Source organism: Aminobacter sp. BA135, from assembly GCF_050859125.1.
Lineage (GTDB): Bacteria > Pseudomonadota > Alphaproteobacteria > Rhizobiales > Rhizobiaceae > Aminobacter > Aminobacter ciceronei.
Genome location: NZ_CP139572.1, coordinates 5,211,172 through 5,230,239 on the forward strand (window position 1 = coordinate 5,211,172; position 19,068 = coordinate 5,230,239).

General features: G+C 57.6%; 12 protein-coding genes and 5 pseudogenes. 6 read left to right on the forward strand and 11 right to left on the reverse strand.

Annotated features, from left to right (window positions below; genetic code table 11):
* Window positions 1–2: 2 nt before the first annotated feature.
* From SLT36_RS25345 to SLT36_RS25360, 4 genes and pseudogenes are all read right to left on the reverse strand, one after another.
* Window positions 3–1,436 (reverse strand): NAD-dependent succinate-semialdehyde dehydrogenase, encoded by a 1,434-nt coding sequence (locus SLT36_RS25345; RefSeq protein WP_432288476.1) that lies wholly within the window; start codon window positions 1,434–1,436, stop codon window positions 3–5.
* A 205-nt stretch (window positions 1,437–1,641) separates the two neighbouring features.
* A pseudogene (locus SLT36_RS25350) lies at window positions 1,642–2,539 on the reverse strand (LysR family transcriptional regulator); the annotation flags it as partial.
* Window positions 2,540–2,984: 445 nt separating this feature from the next.
* Window positions 2,985–4,067 (reverse strand): M24 family metallopeptidase, encoded by a 1,083-nt coding sequence (locus SLT36_RS25355; protein ID WP_432284860.1) that lies wholly within the window; start codon window positions 4,065–4,067, stop codon window positions 2,985–2,987.
* Between the two features lie 535 nt (window positions 4,068–4,602).
* Complete coding sequence (locus SLT36_RS25360) at window positions 4,603–5,364, reverse strand: class I SAM-dependent methyltransferase (RefSeq protein WP_432284861.1); 762 nt, start codon at window positions 5,362–5,364, stop codon at window positions 4,603–4,605.
* Between the two features lie 407 nt (window positions 5,365–5,771).
* Between SLT36_RS25360 and SLT36_RS25365 the strand changes: the two genes are divergently transcribed.
* The 3 genes and pseudogenes from SLT36_RS25365 to SLT36_RS25375 form a co-directional block, all read left to right on the forward strand.
* Window positions 5,772–5,954 carry a hypothetical protein gene (locus SLT36_RS25365; RefSeq protein WP_432284862.1) on the forward strand — a complete coding sequence of 61 codons (183 nt, stop codon included), beginning with the start codon at window positions 5,772–5,774 and terminating at the stop codon, window positions 5,952–5,954.
* A gap of 95 nt (window positions 5,955–6,049) precedes the next feature.
* A complete protein-coding gene (tnpB, locus tag SLT36_RS25370; protein ID WP_432284863.1) occupies window positions 6,050–6,172 on the forward strand; it encodes an IS66 family insertion sequence element accessory protein TnpB in 123 nt (40 codons plus the stop codon).
* 363 nt (window positions 6,173–6,535) lie between these two features.
* Window positions 6,536–6,661: pseudogene (locus SLT36_RS25375) on the forward strand (hypothetical protein); the annotation flags it as partial.
* A gap of 95 nt (window positions 6,662–6,756) precedes the next feature.
* Here SLT36_RS25375 and SLT36_RS25380 read toward each other — a convergent pair.
* Window positions 6,757–6,846: pseudogene (locus SLT36_RS25380) on the reverse strand (ABC transporter permease); the annotation flags it as partial.
* Between the two features lie 328 nt (window positions 6,847–7,174).
* Between SLT36_RS25380 and SLT36_RS25385 the strand changes: the two are divergent.
* Complete coding sequence (locus SLT36_RS25385) at window positions 7,175–8,449, forward strand: aminotransferase class I/II-fold pyridoxal phosphate-dependent enzyme (protein WP_432284864.1); 1,275 nt, start codon at window positions 7,175–7,177, stop codon at window positions 8,447–8,449.
* On the opposite strand, the pseudogene SLT36_RS25390 reads toward SLT36_RS25385, so the two are convergent.
* Window positions 8,387–8,567, reverse strand: a pseudogene (locus tag SLT36_RS25390) (hypothetical protein); the annotation flags it as partial. The gene SLT36_RS25385 and the pseudogene SLT36_RS25390 overlap by 63 nt on opposite strands.
* A 70-nt stretch (window positions 8,568–8,637) precedes the next feature.
* Window positions 8,638–8,922 (reverse strand): hypothetical protein, encoded by a 285-nt coding sequence (locus SLT36_RS25395; RefSeq protein WP_432284865.1) that lies wholly within the window; start codon window positions 8,920–8,922, stop codon window positions 8,638–8,640.
* Between the two features lie 521 nt (window positions 8,923–9,443).
* Here SLT36_RS25395 and SLT36_RS25400 point away from each other — a divergent pair.
* On the forward strand, window positions 9,444–10,229 hold the full coding sequence (locus SLT36_RS25400; protein WP_432284866.1) for an SDR family oxidoreductase: 786 nt from the start codon (window positions 9,444–9,446) through the stop codon (window positions 10,227–10,229).
* Between the two features lie 552 nt (window positions 10,230–10,781).
* Here the strand turns inward: SLT36_RS25400 and SLT36_RS25405 are convergent.
* Window positions 10,782–11,913: pseudogene (locus SLT36_RS25405) on the reverse strand (integrase core domain-containing protein).
* Window positions 11,914–12,090: 177 nt separating this feature from the next.
* On the opposite strand from SLT36_RS25405, the gene SLT36_RS25410 reads away from it, so the two are divergent.
* The gene (locus tag SLT36_RS25410; protein ID WP_432284867.1) at window positions 12,091–13,362 is read left to right on the forward strand and encodes an ATP-grasp domain-containing protein; all 1,272 of its coding nucleotides are present in this window, start codon (window positions 12,091–12,093) and stop codon (window positions 13,360–13,362) included.
* Between the two features lie 765 nt (window positions 13,363–14,127).
* Here SLT36_RS25410 and SLT36_RS25415 read toward each other — a convergent pair.
* The 3 genes from SLT36_RS25415 to SLT36_RS25425 form a co-directional block, all read right to left on the reverse strand.
* Entirely contained in the window at window positions 14,128–15,162 is a 1,035-nt protein-coding gene (locus tag SLT36_RS25415; protein WP_432284868.1) for a cyclase family protein, read from the reverse strand.
* A 487-nt stretch (window positions 15,163–15,649) separates the two neighbouring features.
* Window positions 15,650–17,020 carry an amidase gene (locus SLT36_RS25420; RefSeq protein WP_432284869.1) on the reverse strand — a complete coding sequence of 457 codons (1,371 nt, stop codon included), beginning with the start codon at window positions 17,018–17,020 and terminating at the stop codon, window positions 15,650–15,652.
* A complete protein-coding gene (locus SLT36_RS25425; protein WP_432284870.1) occupies window positions 17,017–18,678 on the reverse strand; it encodes a M81 family metallopeptidase in 1,662 nt (553 codons plus the stop codon). The genes SLT36_RS25420 and SLT36_RS25425 overlap by 4 nt, the downstream gene beginning before the upstream one ends.
* Window positions 18,679–19,068 lie beyond the last annotated feature (390 nt).

Genomic DNA, 19,068 nt, shown 5'->3' on the forward strand with positions numbered 1-19,068 from the left:
TCTCATCCAAATGAGCCGAGGCCGTTGACCATTTTCAAGATCTGGAAGCTCCGCACTCCCTGCTCGCCTCCTTCATATCCATAGCCGCTCTGTTTGACGCCCCCATAGGGCGCATCCGCGGAAACCCCTTTCAGGTAATTCACACTGACAGCGCCTGCTGAAAGACTGTTGGTCAGCTTTTGTTGCGTATCGGCAGCGTCAGTGAACAAGTAGGCGGCCAGGCCATACTCAGTATCGTTAGCTTCTTCGATGGCCTCCTCGAGCTTGTCGAACGGCGCCACGGTGAGGATCGGCCCGAACGGCTCCTCATGAAGCACTCTCGCTTGCTTCGGCACACCTGTCAGGATGGTTGGCGGCCAGTAAAAGCCCGGTGCGTCGAGGCGGGTTCCACCAGTCTCGATGCGGGCGCCACGATCGACTGCATCCTTTGTCAGACGCTGCATGGCCTCGATTCGCCGCGCGTTTGCCATCGGTCCCATCTCCGTTGCAGGGTCGTCCGGTGGGCCGATCCTGATCTTGCGGACAGCTTCCGTCATCCGGGACAGGAATTCCCCATAGAGAGGCCGAGCGACGAGAATCCTGCTGGGCGCATTGCAGCTCTGGCCCGCGCACTCGAACTTGTATTCCGAAATAGCCGGTATAGCCTTTGCCAGGTCGGCATCCTCACACACAACAACCGGCGAGTGTCCACCCAGTTCAAGGATACAACGCTGCAAATTATTTGCGGCGAGAGTGGCCAGCTGTTTTCCAACCGCGGTTGAACCCGTGAACGTCAGGACCTTCACGATTGGCGAACTGAGCAGATGCCGCGATATATGCACAGGAACACCGAAAACAAGATTGACCACGCCGTCGGGGATGCCTGCTTGGCGCAACGATTCAACGATATGGACAGCCACGCTCGGTGTCTCTTCAGCCCCTTTGAGGATCACCGGGCAGCCCGCCGCCAACGCGGGGGCGAGCTTGCGGGCGATGAGCACGGCCGGATAATTCCATGGCGTGAACGCAGCAACGACACCGAGCGGCTCCGGGACGATCATCCGGTTCGGACCCAACGGAATAGGCGTGGACAGCTCTTCGGCGTGCGTACCGTTCCACTCCAGTGTTTCGACCGCGCGTGCGTATTCGCCCGTCGCTTCGGCAATCGTCTTTCCCTGTTCGGACGACAGGTCCCTGGCTGCTGCTTCAATCTTCGTTGCCAAGGTTCTTGCGGCTGCTACCAGCATTTCGGCACGTTCTTTTGCAGGCCGTGAAGACCAGGCCTTGCGGCTGCGCTCTGCCGAAGCGAGGGCCTCATCCAGATCCGACGCCGTCGCCGAGGCCACCGAGGCAAATACTTTCTCCGTTGCCGGATTAATCACCGGCAATGTGGCTCCGCTACCACCGGCTCGCCATTTGCCGTTGATGAAGAGCTCGTAGCTCCTAGCCTCGAACATCGCGTGCTCCACATAAGTGAATTCTCTTGCCATACGAGCGTCGTTCGATCTCGAAACCGCTAAACGCGCTTGAGCCAGTTTCATCGCGAGTGTCGCGTCAGGTCAAATATCGAATATTGACGAAATCCATCTGGAATCCAGATCGATCTGATCCTGATTGCCGCAAGAAGACATAGCGTTGCCAAATAGGTCGAAGAGTCCAGGCCGCGTCAGGAGCCGCGGCTGCCCAGGCCCCTCTCGATTAATTCTCTGGCGACATTGGGGATGAGCTTGCGGACGGCGGAGACGGCCGCAGAACGCTCATCTTTCGGATTTACGGCAAGCACGACGGAACGGGCATTCACCGGATCGACGATTTTGACCGTCCGAACCAGCCCTTGAGTGGCTTCTTTTTGAACGGCTGAGGGGGCGAGAATAGAATGGGCTTTTCCTCCTATAACCATATTGATGATCGTTGAGAGCGAGTCCACTTCAAACTTGACGTCCGGCGCGCAAGCGTGTTGTGTGACGACGTCAGCGACCGAACGTCTGACATTGTTATTGCGCATGGGAACCGCCAGCGGGAACGCGTGTAGATCCGCCAGAGATATCGAATCTTCGAAAGGCGGTTCACCTGACGGCACCAGGAGACAGAGCTCTTCGTGCGCCAAGATTGTCATTCGAGCCACACTATCCGCGGGGCGGTAGAGAACTGCCAGATTGAAGCGGCCAGCAGCCATCCACTCCTCCAGCGGTCCCGTCATACCCTCGATCATCTTTAGTGAGACTCTCGGCAGTTCGGCTCTCACTGATTCAAGCAAGGGGCCGGTCAGCACGCGAGCGGCTCCTGACGGAATGCCAATGGTCACCCCCCGGCAGGGGAAGCGGCTGTATTGGTCAATTCCGCCTCGGTGAGTCGAATTTCCCTGAGAATCGCCCGCGCTCGCTCGAGCAGTTTGGCTCCTGACGCCGTCACGCTCACGCCGGTCCTGTCGCGTATCAGCAGCTGAGTGCCGAAGCCTTCCTCCAACTGACGCACATGCAAGCTCAGAGCGCTCTGCGGCCTTCGTGAAGCTGCCTGCTTCGACTACGCCGACGAAGTATTTTAACTGCCTAATTTCCATGGCTTGAGAGCCGAACTGATGCACTTTCCCCAGCTTCCCTATCTATCTCGAAAAGTGATGGCGAGAAAGCAACAATTGTGCCGCGCTGCAGCAATCGCCGTGGCAATCCACGGCCAAGGCAAGTTGGAGCACCTTGGTGTCGAATCGTCCCAGCGAAGCAGCGCGAGGACGCCGCACAGCAGGCGGCGGGAAAAGAGCAGGCGACGAGCGTTTCAGGGTGGGCCGGAACCGCTGCTGTGGTCGCATCAGCAGGTCCAGATCTCTGCCTGCACGACGACGTCGAGCCAAGGATTGGCTCGGCCACGCACTAGCCGTGTCTTGTTTAACCCTTCCTCAAAAAGGTCGCCCGTGCGAAACAAGTGTTAGACGCACAACCAGCGCAGCTTGGTGATGTTAATGCCGGCGCAACGTATTGGCGCTACGCCGGCATTGCAATCCTGAAAAGTCAGCAATTTACCAGCAGGTCACGGGACATGGTGCTTAGCGACTTCGCGCCGTTCTCGGTCACTCTGACAGTCTCACTGAAGACGTAGCCGTCATCCTTCTCAAAAATGCCGATGAGGACGTGGAAGGTCATGTTGGGTTCAATCACGGTGTGGTCGTCCTCCTGGAAGCTGATTCCGCTGTCGACCCAACCGTGGCCGATGGAGTAACCGCTCCGGGATTCCTTACGCACACCGTATGGTTTAAAGGCGCGCTGGAACGCTTGCGAAACTTCAGAGCACGTAACTCCCGGCCGTATCGTTTCGACCTCTGCGAGGAAACCGTCCAAAGCGGCTTGATGTAAGTGCCGAGCCCGAGCGGTCGGCTCACCCAAAAAAACCGTCCGTGACAAGGCGCAGGCATAGCGGTGTCGGAAAGCGCCAATTTCGAAATTAGTCTGACAGCCCATCTTATAGTTTGCGTCGGACCACGAAAGGTGCGGTGCGTTGGCGGGAGAGCCAACCGGCATAGTTGGAAAGGCGCAAACACCCCCGGGAATTTCTGGAGTGCCTTTGACCAAAGCACTCACTATAGCGGCGCCCACGTCACATTCGCGCGCTCCAGAAGCAATCTCGAGCCGGCCCACCTGCATGGCCCTGTCCACAATCTTTCCGGCCTGCTCCATGTACGCAAGCTCGGCTGGTGATTTTACCTTCTTCAGCTTAGCAATCATTCCATCGGCATCGATAAACTTCGATGCGTCCAAGCTGTTACCGAGGGCGGCATGGTCTTTCACTCCAAACGTCTTGGCCGTCAGTTCGACCCCGATTCGGCTCGACTTAGTGCGCTCGCGGATTAGATCGCCAATCGGCTCCCATGCCGTTCGCTGGCTCGACCCAATGTACTTCTCTGGATAACTGAGAATGCGCGACTGCGGTAGGTATGAGGTGGGCGTTGCACACAAAGTGTCGATTTCGCGCAAAATCAGCCACGGATCTTCATCTTCTTGACACACGAGAGCGAGCTGCGGAACGTACTCCGAGTATCCGTCATAACCGGTGAGGTAGTTCATATTATTCTCGTTCATGACAAGCAGCGCATCCATTCCGCGCGCCGCCATTTGCTGTCGCAGCCGAGCAGTGCGCTCGCGGTATTCCTGCTGACTAAATCCAGGTACGCGTCCCTGTTGACTAGATGTGGGCATGAGCAGCTTTCTCCTATCTTGGTAAATGGCGATCGCAGGAGGCACTGGATTGGCTTTGTTTTCTCAAAGGCGTAACGATGTGCTACTGTTCAAAGTCGGAACAAGCCCGAGAGTTTTGCCGCAATCCTCTAGGATGGGGCGAGTGACACGGGATTGCGCCGCGTGCCCCACGAGGATTTTTCGGACACGCGGCTAAGCCAGTAGTTTCCAACAAGGGCGAAGCCAGAAATCTGGCGCATGGACTGGTCGGAGTGACCCTGACGGTGCGCTTCCTCCTGCCGATTCCTGGCATCCCTCAAGCTTGGGCACGACACGGATAAGATACAGATTAACATCTGAAAGAGTTGCCCGCGGGAAATTCGCCCGTCCGGATTTGTGAGGACAAAAGCCAAATGGCTGGGCTACTCGACTACGACGCGCTCTGCGCCAGCCGCCATTATTTGTATGCGACAACCACGAGGCGCGAGCTATCGGATGTAAAAGCTCCACCTTCCTCTCCATAAGCTTCAACAGTCTCGAATCCCGCGCTTCGCAACATGCGAACATAGTCAGAAAAGCCATATTGTCTGTAAGAAAGATGGGTCCGTCTAACGCATCCATCGCGGACGATAATCCGTTCGAGGTTCGACCGCTCGCTAAGCACATCGTTGCTAAATATATCGATACGTGCATCGTTCTTATGCTGCGTAATATAGCAGACAGGAAACTTGTAGCGCAGGGAATCGAAATGATTGGGATGATCGATTAACAGGAGCCCGCCCTTTCTAAGCGAAGAAGCGGCTTCACCAAGAACTCTCTCATTGTCCGCGTCATCGAAATAACCAAACGTCGTGTACCACAGAAAAGCCGCGTCAAATTGATCTCGCCAGGGAAGTGAGCGCATGTCGCCCAGAACATACTCAACATCTACTCCGCGTTCAGCCGCATCCGCTTCGGCTTTTTTTAGCAAGATCGGCGAGATATCAAGTCCGGCTACCCGCGCGCCTTTTTCGGCCAACCGGTTGGAAATTCGCCCATAGCCGCATCCTAGTTCAAGAACTGAGCTACCGTGCCTAAGAGAAAGTAGCTCCCAAATTACTCCTGCTTGGTGATCGCTTGTTTCCGACGGATTTACTATATCCCCAAAGTGGATGTAGTCATCACAGAAATATGATTCAATGTCTGACAATGAAACTGCACCATTAATACTGTCACTCATTTGCGCTATCCTTCTAGTTCTCTGAATATTTTGGTCGATTTTTCGCATGTAATCGCCAATATTGAAAGAAAATTTTGATGAATTTTTCATGTCGTTGTTAAAGATTTTTTTATAATCACCTCGTTCAGTCGCCCGTCCCTCCTCGCACACAACTCAGAATGCGCATTTTTTGACGTCCAGGCGGATTACCTCATGGTGGTGCCGCCGCCGATTAGCTCCGCTCCCGCGCGAAAGGAGTGTGCCGCCGTCCGCGGTCCAAGCAACCACCCAACCCGCCTTGAGCCCCGTAAGTGGTGCGCCAAGGCACCTTGCAATAGACTGATGACATCGAGCTTTCGGGCCATGACATTGGAACATGCGAGGGGCGATCTGGTCGCCGAGTCCTGGCGAGCGCGGCGGGGTCCTCGGTGACCGAGGTCGCGGAAGCGTTCGGGGTAGCTCCGTCACAGCTCTGTGCGTGGCGCAAGCAGATAGCCGGCGGCGAGCTTGATGCCGAAGGCGATGGCGACCTTCGCGCGCATCGACGTGAGCGATCTGCCCGGTGTCGAACGCCCCGTCGCCGATTGCCCCGGACCCGGCCGGCAGGATAGTCGTGGCCTTTCCGAGCGTCGCGCGTCTCCGGATTGAAGGGACCGTCGATCCGACACCGCTGCGTATCGTCCAGCGGAGTTGACAAATTACCACGGTGGTGCCGACCGACCGGATTTATCTGTGCTACGGCGCGACCGATATGCGCCGCGGGATCAACAGCCTGGCGCGGATGGTGCAGCAGATGCTCGCGCTCGACCCGCACTTATGCATCGGGTGATATTCTGTGGAGCCGTCCTCGCGCCAGCCGGGGTCTGCCAAATCTGGAATCCTCCGCCACATAATGTTTCAGCTTAAATGCTGTTCAGCAGTTGCAGAACGGCATCGGTGGGCCGCAGCGTGTCCCGTAATCGCCCTCGATGCCCGCCTTTTCGAGTCCGTTGCGCATCATCTCCACATCCGCGGCGGCATAGCGGTGGGTGGTGGCGACCTGTGCGTGCCCGAGCCAAGCTTGAATCTCAAAAGATCCACGCCGGACTGGACAAGCTTCATGGCGAGGGAGTGCCGGAAGATGTATGGCGATATGGGCTTTTCGGCCAAGTCCGCCCTTATGGCCACAGCCTTGGCCGCCGCTCGTCGTACAATGTGGATCGCCCCGAAGCGCGTCAGGCGCTCATTGTGGCGCGGGTTGGCCACCGCCTGGTCCGGAATTGGCGTGAGCGTGCAGCTGGCGAGCCCGAGATGGGCCGTGGGTCGCACCATTTCGATCTATTATGCATTCATAGATGGCGGCATCGCGGCCGGCGGTTGGGTCTGGGGCACTCGTGGCGCAGAACCATTCCTTTGCCTGAGCGCCGGAGGCTCTGCGAATGGCCAGCCGAGCAGCACCGTCATCCGCTGCCCGATCATGATCGCCATCATCAGGGTCTGGGGGCCGCCCACGAGGGCCGGCGAGCGCCTGGTCGAGCCATTTTTTGGGTATGGGCCTCTCTAAGGGCGACGTTCGGACGATCGCCATTCGCAGCCTTGCCGCACAGAAACGGGCATGGACCAACATCCCGCCCAAGAAGAACAGAACCGGCGGTTTCTCGGATAGCCTCCGAACCCGCAACTGACACGTTTGTCAGGTTTGTCGAGCCCACGACGTAGCGGGTCCTGCCTGATTGCTGCTGCATCCTGATCAAGTGGTTGACAGACAAGAACAAGATTTAGTTCAGCCTCCCTTCTGCAAAGTTGGCACGACTTTTGATGGGACACATTGGCTTCGTGGGCGGGGTTGCCGATGATGACAAGCGTAAATTATTCTTTGATGGAGAGTCATGTGGACAAGCAGAGATTTCGTGATCTTGCGAGCGTAATTGAGAAGTCCGGACCAGATTTCGACTATGCGTACTCCAAAGGAATAATGACACTGTATGCCCGCTCGCTTGAGCAGCGACACGTGGAGCTCGAGCCCGGGCGATCGGTTATAGAATTCGCGAGAGGGAGTTATCTCGGGCTTGATAACCATCCGATGATCGTGGACGCTGCGATAGCAGCATTAGCGTCATATCGCTCGATACAGTGGTCCGGTGCACGCACGAGATTGAATTTCTCGCTAACCCGAGATCTCGAATACAGCTTATCTGAACTTTTCGATGCACGGGTTGTCGTATACTCGTTGGTTCTGACGGCGAACATGAGCGCGCTCCCGTTACTCGCATGCGGGGCTTTCACCAGAGGACGCAAGCCGGTACTTGTGTTCGACCGATTTGCCCATGCCACTTTGGCATACCACAAGGCTGTCATGGCCGAAGATGCAGAGGTTCTGCAAATTGGGCACAACGACATTGAGGAACTGGAGGGTATTTGTCGGAAACACACGTGCGTCGCCTACATATGCGATGGTGTGTATTCAATGGGCGGAAATGCCCCAATTCGTGAGCTTTTGCGTCTCCAAGAACGCTACGGGCTATTCATCTACATCGATGATGCGCATGGCATCTCAATCCGGGGAAGGCATGGCCAAGGATATGCCAAATCCCAAATCACGGATCTAGGCGAAAACACAATCATCGCGGCTTCTTTGAGCAAAGGCTTCGGAGTGACCGGCGGTGTTCTCATGCTTGGGACGGAAGAGCAGGAGAAACTGCTTAGACGTTATGCCGTCCCGCATGCATTCTCAATGGGGCCAGACTTGGCCGGAATTGCAGGAGCCTTAGCATCAGCAGAGATTCATCGGTCTGCAGAGCTGGGTGAGCGCCAGGCCCGTCTGAGTAGGGTTGTTCAATGTTTTGACGAGAAAATGCCGACGCAATCGTCAGGTGACGGAATGCCAATCCGGATGGTCCCGATTGGTGCGCCTCGGGCAGCGGTGGATACGGCGGCAGAGCTATTGCGGCGTGGCTTTTATGTGGCCGCAGCATTTTATCCGACGGTGCCCCGCGACAAGGCTGCTTTGCGCGTATGCCTGACCGCAGACCATAGTCTGGAAGAGATCACCCAGCTTTGTGAGTCAATCCGAGACATAGCTAGTCTGGGCAGTAGACTCATTAGCGCGCAGCCAAAGCCGGATTGAGGCGAGCTGCACCATGGCGAGGAAGTTGGCGGCGAGCTTGTCGTAGCGGGTTGCGATGCGGCCGAAATGCTTCTGCTCGGAGAAGAAGCGTTCGATCAGGGTTGCGCTCTCGGTAAAGGCGGTTGCTGAAAACAGTGCATGCCGGCCTGGCGCGCTCTGGCATCGCGCAATCCGGAAAAGGCTTTTGCTCAATTGCGCCGACAACAGCCCTTCGGCAGCGTGCTGGGAGAAGTCATGGCTGAGCACATCGCGCTGATGCGCAATCGGGGGTACAAATACACCTCGCAGTCTGCGCGGATGTTGAGGTTCGACCACTTCTTGCAGTTGAACCCGGGGCTCCAGGATCGACCGATCGGGGTGATGCTCGAACATTGGCCGCGGCGAAAGCCACGCGCAATCACGCTGATGAATGCGAAAATCTCAAGCCCCTCGGCAGTTTCTCTCGATTCATTATCGCGAAGCAGCTCAGTCATAGCAAATCACCATCCTCCGCCAGATCAGTGGACGGGGAGCCTTTGCCAACATCCCGCCCGAGGCCAATCGCATCTGGATCGCCGGCACGTCAGCTTCTGGTTATGAATCCGGACCCTAATGGGGCCCGGCCAGGGACGAGACCCCTTGTTGAAGGGCCGAATTTCTTCCAGTGATTGCGTCATCATGGAACCTGCAACTGGCCACGCTGTGAACTCCGCCGCACTCTGATCCATTTCGCCTTCTCCGCGAACGGAACATCGGACAGCCCGCCTCTATTTTTTAACAGGAATTATGACGATACGGCCATGTTTATTAAATTTTCGACGAAGAATTCTTAATCGTAATTCACATACTATTACTACTTGTCGTGGTATTACTGGGTAAATCTCGGCAGCAACCACTTCGTATAACGCAACGAGCCAAGTCTTATCAAAGCTTACGTGTGAAGGACCCCCGTACGTCTGCTAGGTCGTTCGGCTCGCCGCCGTACCCGTCGCAACAGTGTAAGAGGAAGTAGATCGTGGACCAAACTTCACAGGCAACCACATTCGCCGGCAAGGTGGCTCTGGTGACAGGCGCGGCGCGCGGCATTGGATTTGCGATTGCCACGCGATTTCTCAACGCCGGTGCAGATGTGGTGCTGGCGGACCTCTCCGAGAGCGACCTGAACGCCAGCATTTCGACCCTGTCTTCGGACTATACTGGCCGGGCCTTGGCGGTGCGTGCGAATGTGTCCAAAGACACTGATATCACGCGAATGGTCGAGGCCGCAGCGACCCGATTCGGGCGGGTCGACATCTTGGTCAACAACGCTGGAATCTCTCCGAAACACGGCGGACGGAAGGCAAGGGTTGAAGAGATGCTCGCTGCGGAGTGGCGTCAGGTTCTAGAAGTTAACCTGACAGGCGCCTTCCTTTGCTGCCGGGCCTGCCTTCCCCACATGCGGGCGGCGAAATGGGGCCGGATCATCAACATCGCATCGGTAGCCGGCCGAACGAAAACCGAGATTGCAGGAGCCCACTATGCCGCGTCCAAGGCCGGCATGATGGCCCTTGCCCGCACCCTTGCGGTTGAAGTTGGCTCAGCGAACATCACGGTGAATTCCATTGCGCCGGGCCGCATCGAAACACCAATGGCTATCGCAGCTGGTGCCGAGCTTAACCAGGCCTACGTCGCCCGCATTCCTGTTGGCCGACTTGGCACCGGCGAAGAAATCGCCGCCGCGGTCGCCTACCTGGCATCGGAAGACGCTGCCTTCCTCACTGGTGTGACGCTAGATGTTAACGGCGGCTCGTTCATGATCTGATCCGCCTAGCCGCTGAAACTACAAGACGTGAAAGTTTGGAGTTCTAGGTATGAGTGGACCTATCGGGCTGACGGCGTATCCGTAGGTTATCGGGACCAACGCAACGAGCAGGTCCGGTCAAAGCGACGTCCGCCCGAAATCTGCTCGCCCGCGATATAGGCGCGTTCGATCACAACCCGCCCGTCGGCGCTTGCGTTCGACGCCGCGCACCGCGCAACGGGAATGAGTCGGCACGTGCACTATCGGCGCGAAGACAATTCGAGGGGTCACGCCTCCCTTCCGACTTAATGCGGAAGAAGAGACATCAGGCGCGCAAATGCTACTGAGTTCGGTCTCGCGTCCTCCATCTAGAACCGACTCTCAGACATACCGACCAGACGTATTTTCGGCCATATTCTGCCATCCGCGAATGACTCCGCCATATCGCAAACGATCGTGATGCAGACATGCGGCTGATTTGCTGCGTGGAAAAAACCACGACGTCGCCGGGAAGCCATCTGGCTTCAAGACGGCTACACAGGCCTCCGAATCCAAGTGACCTTGCCCTAGTTTCTATCCAGTTCTGAGTTCGCTTCCGGCGTGGGTTGTGCCCTGCTGGGCGGGTGACGCGATGGGCGCTGGCGCTGAGCCTTTGGCATAGCGCAGCGCTAGCAACCGTCGCGGATTGAAAGTGCTGGCGAACTCGGCCGGTGTCTGCCAGGCGATTTGGGAGTGCGGCCGCGCGGTGTTGCAGTCGGCGCGCCACAGGGCGATGGCTGCGCGCGCCTGAGCCAGCGAGGTAAACAGCGTCTCGTGGAGCAGTTCATCGCCCAGTCGGCCGTTGAAGCTCTCGATGAAGCTCCATTCTGCATCGGCTTGCCAGGCGCAATGTAATGCCATTCGACGCGGTTCTGATCCGCCTAGGAGAGGATGGCGTTCGAGGTGAACTCGCTGCCATTGTCGCTGACGATCATCCTCGCCGGCCGCGCTCGGTGATGAGCCGGTCCAATTCGCGGGCAACCCGCATGCCCGAGAGAGACGTATCAACGATGGGTGCCAGGCACTCTCTCGTGCAATAGTCGACGACGGCCATAATGTGGAAGCGGCGCCCGTCGGTGAGCTGGTCCGATACGAAGTCAAGCGACCAGCGCTCGTCGGGCCTTCAGCGGCACCAGCATCGGCGCCCTGGTCCCGATCGCCCGTTTAGCTTCTCCTCCCGATAGAGCCGGAACAGCTTCTTGTGGTTCACGACTAAATTAGGGAGGTCGCAGCGATCGCAGACCGAGAAGATGTGGCCCGCCGGCTTCTCCGGTCGAGTATTCTCGAGGGACCAGCCCCAGCTCTGCGGCCAGGTCGCGAGCCTTCTGGAACTGGCATTCGGTGCCGACGGCCGCCAGTAGCGCGGCTCCCAATGCTCGGATTCTGGGGATCGTCATGAGCACGCGGCATTGTCGAGCATGGCGTCGGCCAGAAGCCGCTTCAGCCGCGTGTTCACGTCCTCCAGCGCCTTCAGTCGCCGAGCCTCGGAGACATCCATCCCGCCGAAACGGGCCTTCCAGTTGTAGATCGAGGCGTTGCGGACCCCGTGCTTGCGCCAAAGATCGGCAACCGATACCCCGGCCTCGTGTTCCTTCAAAATTCCGATGATCTGCTCCGTTTCATGTCCTGCTCCTCTCGATTGGCCAGAACGAACTTCAAACCGGATTACATCGGAGGGGCAAGGTCAACAGAGACGTCAAAAAGAATTTACAGAACCTTTGCGAGCATAAATCGCCGACGATGATAAATTAATCACAAGGTCTGAGACCGGGGTCGGCTGCCAAAGCTGATGCCGATTTGTCTCGGCTGTCGTCCAGCAGGCAACGTAGGAGTCAACAAACTAATGGCAAGAAGAGCTCTTATCCTGATTGAAGGCCATAGGGGTAATGGTCTAGCATACGTCCAAGCAGCCCGGCGTCTCGGCCTTCATCCAATTACTCTGTCTTCTGATCCAGCTCAGTACGACTACGTCGCGACGGAAAGTGTTCAGGCAATCCGTGTCGAAACAGACAATCTTCACGCAATGATCCACGAATGTTTGCAGCTACGCACCGGGTATGACATTGCCGGCATAACTGGCTTCTCGGGCGACGACGAGTTAGTGTATGTGGCAGTTGCCAAGCTCTGCCGACATTTCGATCTACCGGGGCCGAACCCCGCATCGATTGAACGGTGCTGCGACAAGTTCGTTCAACGTCAGATCTTAACGGAGGCCGGCGTTCCAATGCCTGCTTATCGCTTGGCAGCAAATGCGACGGAAATAGAAACTTTTGCCGCTGAGATTGGCTTGCCGGTAATTCTCAAGCCTGCCGAAGGGAGCGGAAGCAAGGGTGTCCGATTGTGCCGTGGGGTCGATGAGTTGGTCGAACACACGACCTATCTGCTGAAGGGCAAGTACATATGGCGGTCGTCGCCAAGGATACTAATCGAAGAATTCGCACAAGGCCCCCTTTATAATGCTCAGATAATGGGCAGTGAGATTATTGGAATTTCCGAGAGTGAGTTCGGTCCCCCGCCGCACTTCGTCTCTCGGGAGTTGACCTTTCCGATCCTCCTACCTGATCAGGAACGTGAACGTATTTCCGATGTTTCGCTAACTTGCTTGCAAGCTCTAGGCCTCGGGTGGGGGCCAACAAACATTGAATTCCGATGGACGAAGCGCGGCCCAGCCATGATTGAGGTCAATCCGCGTCTTGGCGGTGCTCCAGACCCACAACTGGTCCAGCTCGCTTGCGGCGTCGATCTTATCACGGAGCACGTCAAGCTTGTCATCGGCGACGAATGGCATTTGGTCAAGAGTCATTCGCACACTGCGACTGCCCGAAAGCTGATCGCTGATCGCGATGGCATCCTTGAACGGATCAATGGCCAGGGTCGGGCGGCTGCTATTCCAGGTGTCGCCGAGGTTAGATTCTATGTACAGCCCGAGACGCCGATCATCACAAAAGGCGATTCTCGAGACTGCATCGGATATGTCATCGCCGCTTCACCGAGTCGTGCCCGGACCAAAGCGACACTCCAGCGTGCCGTCGACTTACTCGATTGGCCGATCACGCCCTTTGCGACTCCAGGCGAACGGGAACAATTTGCGGCTTCTGATTTCCCGGACCGATGACGGGAGGTGGTTTGCAAAGGCAGGGTGGCCAGCGGAATCGCTGTCCGCGAATGACTGAAAGGGTGTCCGGGAATTACCGAAACGCGCAGTCATCATTCCGGTCGTTCGATCCAGGCTCTTGGACAGGACCCTTCTTTACACGGCCAGCACGCGGGCCGTCGAAACCGTGGTGCTGGTCGGGGACGCAAACCACCTATGCGAAGTCATCTCCATGGCGCCGAGAAGCCTCGATCGTCAGAGCAATCTCGACTTTGCTTCGTTGATAAACTGAAGCAACACTGACCATGAATGGCCAAGCAACAAGGCAGCGGGCTGTTGCCGTATCTGCCATTTGCCGCCGCAACAAACCGCACAAAATCGTTGTTGCAACGGGCCTTGCAGGCCCCTGCTCCCAACGGCCCATATCCAATTGGGCCCTTCCACACTCACTCACTCAGCTCCAGTGACGAAACCGCACTATTTGGAACTTAGAGGCCGTTCCACATCTGTTGCAGATTGGCGTCTGTATGATCGACACATCCGTTGCCTTTTTTCCGGAAGGAAACTGCTTCGTCAATGCCAATCATAGCGTTGAATGAGGAGTTTTTACCTTTGAGGCATGCCGTGTTTGAAGCGGCGCGCAAGCCAGCGGCAGCATCTCCACCTCCTGACAGCGAGTGTCCTGCCGCCCTGCTCCGCCAATGACCGCGAGCGTTTCGTACGTCCTGGCCGCCGTTTTCGGAGGTCAAAATACTCCGCTTTGCTTTCTTCCCTGTCGAGTGAAAATCAGACGGTCGCAACGCCGGTCACCGGTGCGCCAACCGCACCGGTCAGGCGGATGGGCGGCGCAGTCAGCAGGAAGCGCGTCCGCCCGTGCAGGCGAAGCCATTCGGCCAGCGGGCTGAGGTGCCACAACTCGGCCAAGGGGATACCGAGCTTGAACAGGCAATGTTCGTGCAGCGGCATCCCGGCAACATGCCCCTGGAGGTCGTCATAGGGTCCGCCTTCCACGGCGTAGTTGTCCGCGACGATCGCAGCTAGGCCCGACCTGTCGATCCAGTCCAGCAACGCCCTGTCGCGCCCGTCAAGCGCGACGCAGCTTTCATGCAGCGTCCTGTGATCGGGGTTGAGGCCGCTTTCGATCACCCTCTGCGCGAAACCCGTGTGTAGACAAAGGATGTCGCCCTCCTCGACCTGCACATTCTGCATGCGCATGATCCGTAAGAGCGTTTCATATCCGACAAGCGTTTTTTCATCCCCAAGGACGGCGCGTAGATCGACGAGAACGCCCCTGCCCTGCACGCCGCTCGCAGCGATGTTTTCCACACCGAGCGCGAGTGCGCGCATCTGTCTGGTCGGCGAGGCGTCATCCGCCTGGGTGACGATTGTATCCAAACCTGGGAACCCGTTATAGTAGACGATTTCCGCAATGCCATCGCCGTCGGCATCGAACAGCGATCCGTAGTGGGAGAAGGCGTCCCAGTGCGACGAGTACTGGAGGCTCAGTATAGCGACGTCGTCGTTGACGACATCGGTACCATCATGCCTGCCTTCACTCATGATGAAATTGCAGGTCAGGCAACCGTTTTCACGGACCGTCGGAAAGATCCTCGGCGGCTTCCGCCGCGGATTTAGCTTGCTGCCGCCCGGATATTCGAGAGGAAGGCTCAGGCAGAAGGTGCGGCCCTCCCACACCTCTTCCATGGCCTTGAGCACCCGCCCTGGCGTCAGCAGATTGAGCCGCCCGAGTTGGTCGTCGGCGCCAAAATCCCCCCAGTTCGAACCGGGGGGCCGATGACGCCAGCGATTTGACGAAGACAATCCTCAGGCCCCTTTTTCGTTCCACGGATAGGGCGTTCAGAACGCCCGGCAACGAACTGCGGTAGGCGGTCTTGTTGAAGAAGATGCCGAGCGGAATGGTCGGGGCGTTGCGAAAGCTGATTTCCTGCGTCTGCAGTAGCGCCTTCTTTTGCGGTTCATCATCACTCCCAACCCACCTAGTCACTTCGCTGGAGATTTCTAACGTTTAAAAGGCCAGGCCCAGCCTTCAGGTCGACGAGTTCGTAGGTCACACTGAACCCTGGCATTGCGTCAGAGCTTTCTTGAACGTGACGGTGGATTTAGAATGATCGACCAGCGGGTTCATGACATTTCTCGTTCCTTGGCCCACATGCAGGAAGTGCGTCGAGGAGAGGCGGCTGGCTATGTCGCAATGCTGCTCAGCTCACCGGACGATAGGAAAATTCGGCCGGCCGGCACGTGAGGATGCGCCGACGATCTCTCAGCGAACATGTCGTACGACTCTGTGTCATCTCATCGGAGCACGGTTTGGCCACGCGGTTGCCGTCTCATAAGCCTGCGCGATCCCGAAGAGAAAAGGCTCGGCTCCCAGCCTGCCGACGATCTGCATGCCAAGCGGCAGGCCATCGCCAGAAAAGCCGCATGTCATGGCAAGCGCCGGATGCCCCGTCAGGTTGAACGCAACCGTGGGATAGCGCGTCTGCCAATAGGCATCATTGCCGTCTTCTTCGAGTAGCGGGGCCTGGCCGAGGGCCGAGGCTGTCAAAATGACATCGCATTGCGCGAACGCATTCTCAACGGCCGCTCGTAGCACGTGTCGCACGCGCTGCGCCTGGATGTAGTCCTTTGCCGAAAGCAAGCGTCCGGCCATAACCCTGTCACGTGTCCAGCGCCCAAATCGCCCAGGCGTCGCTTCCAGATCCTCAAAGTGGAGAGCATAAGCTTCGCTGAGCACAATGATCCGGCCGCATGCGACAAAGTCTCTGATGTCGGGCAACTGAATGTCCACCGTGGTGCATCCGAGATGGCGGAACGTCTCCGCCGCTGCATCAAGAGCTGCACGCATTTCGTCACTGGCGCCCCCTTCATAGTCATAGAATGAGCGAAGGACTCCGATGCGACCGTTCCTGGCTGGCTGGCCAAGTGCAGAGGTGAAGTCCTTGCCCGGACCTTGGTCTGGATTCGCCATCGCATTCAGCATTATGGCACAATCGGCCACGGTGCTGGCGATCGGCCCGCAGTGATCAAGGCTAAACGCAAGTGGTATTATTCCGGATGTGTCGACGAGGCCCCAGGTCGGCTTGATGCCGACCCCGCCGCAATACGATACCGGATTGCGGATCGAACCGCCGGTGTCGGTGCCAAGTGCGCCAAGACATAACCCGGCAGCAACGGCCGCCGCAGATCCGCTGCTCGAGCCCCCGGTGTCGCGACGCGTGTCCCACGGATTGCGAGCCGCTCCATAGGGAAGATCGGCCGGAGGACCGGCATAGGCGAATTCATGCGTGACCACCTTGCCCAGAATGACGGCGCCGGTCTCGCGAAGTTGTCTGACGACCGGCGCGTCGTGCTCGGCGAGCCTTCGAGACGTGACGTGCGAGTTGGCTGTTGTCGCCATGCCGGCCACGTCGATGATGTCCTTGATCGCTAGCGGGATACCGTGAAGAGGTCCCCGCAGCGCGCCGTTGCGCGCCTCATCCGTCAATCGCCTCGCCGCATCAACAGCCCCGGCCTCATCGACAAGAACAAAGGAGTTGATGCCATCGTCCAGCGAACGGATGCGCTGAATGAAAGTCTGTGTCAGCTCTAGCGGCGAGCACGACCCATCACGTATCGCCTGCGCCGCCTCGGCGATGGTTCGCGGCAGGAAACCGGTCATCGTTTGATGTCGCTCTTGGAACTGGCTGGAATATGCAGTGGACTGACAGAATATGGCATTCGGCGTCGGATACTCAGTGCAAGTTCGGCAACACTGCCAGGCAAGTCCAGCGGCGATGTCGTCTTCGTGGCTGTGTGCCGTGCAACGTGCCCTAGTTCGCCTGATCCGCTGACGCTGGCAGCTTCAACAAGAGGCCAGACCGGACGCCTGACGCGCTGGTATGGGAGGCGCGACAGGTGCGGTGTGCAGATTCCCCCTGAGTCGACATAGATAAGACCACGAGAAATGGGGCCGAGATCGGCGCGAAAGTGATTCATCGCCTTGCAGGCAAGATAATCGAATGCCTCCGGCTCAATGCCGAAGATGCGAAACTGCTCCCGCTCTTCTGTCTGATTTGCATAGGTGCAGACAATGACCTTGATCCCATTGACGTCGACGAGCGCGCTTGGTCCAAGGTTGGCTTCGACGCCATTGAAGTAAGGGCCTTTGCGGACATAGCGGCCGTCAGAAAGTGCTTTGACTGTGCAGTGGATACCGATTGGGCCGCCACCAAGATCGGGATTGGCGCGACCGCCAAGTTGAAGTTCAACTTTGGCCCCGGCCCCCGCCTGCCAGCAAATCTGAACAGCAATCGGGTCCGCGATGGAAAAGAAGGCAACGTTGCGAATGTCCGCATCGATCATCGCCTTGAGAAGCGCGGTGCCATCGCCGGCTGCACCGCCACCCGGATTGTCAGTGTAGTCGCCAATCAGCAACGGCGCGCGCCCGTTTTGATCCGCCCTCAGCGCCGCGATTGTCTCGTCTATCGATAACATGGCGATCGTCTTTGTCGCACGTGTCGCCCAGATGAAACTTGAGAGTCGCTGGGCGACCAATTCAAGGCCGGACGCCCCGGCAAGCCCGGTCACCGCGACGCTTGGTCCGGCATTCTCAATGTCAGAAAAGACGAAACCAGCCTGGATGCTGATCGTCAGGATGCCGGCCTCGTGCTCCATGGCCGCACTAGCCATGCGCAATATATCCACCATCGGACCAAATCCGGAGATTGTGCGGCCGCGATCCAGCCCGTCAATTGTGGGTGGCTGTGCCAAGACGATCCGAGTGCGCAGGCGCTTTTCGCTGATCTCCTTCAAAAGCTCGCAAGCTCTCTGCGTCGTCTCGTACTGGTCGACGTGGGGTGTCGTTCGATAGGCGGTCAACGCGCTTGCCGCCGCGGCCATCGCTTGTGACACATTGCCGTGTGGGTCGAGCGTCACCACGATCGGTGCACCTTCAGGCAACAAAGCCCGCAGGCGGTTAAGCAATTCCCCTTCGCAATCATCGAAGGAAGCCGCTACCATCGAGCCGTGCAGCATCAAAAACGCAGCGTCTGGCTTCCCGCTCTCAGCGGCTTCCAGGATAGGTGCGCAAAGCTGTTCAAAGGTTTCGTCCGTCACCACACCTGAGGGGACCGCGTTTGCGTGAATCGTCGTGATCAGGCTCCAACCAAAATCGCCGGCCTTCTCGAACAGGCAACCCCAATCCGTATGTGTTCCACGAAACGTCTTGGCGATCTCATCGTCCCGCAGGATACCCGATTTCGCGAAGTGATCGAGCGTGGTTGGGCGACGGTTGAACGTGTTCGTCTCATGCTGAAGTTGGGCGCAGAGAACCTTCATGGGTGTGCCTCTGATGCTGGGGCTCTTGGATTGTAATCCGCGTTTGCGGTGTACCGATGGGAAGATGCCATCCAATACCTCGAATGCGCTCGCACTCCATCTCGTCGGCACGGCAGTTGTGGCATTCTCCCGAAATCACCTGCGCAGCTTCATTTTCAGAATGTGATCACATGATTTCGATCGTTGCAAGGGCTCCATGGCCCAATCTCAACGAAAACGCTACGGTAACCGGTGGGCCAGCCTGTTAGATCCATAGTCGGCATCATATGTCTCTATTTCGTCCATTCCAGCCAGACTTCAGGTCCGCCGATGGATCGACTGAAAACGCAGATTGCGCTTGCCAAAAAAGGTGATCACATTATACAAATTGCATTAGTCATCCGAGATCAT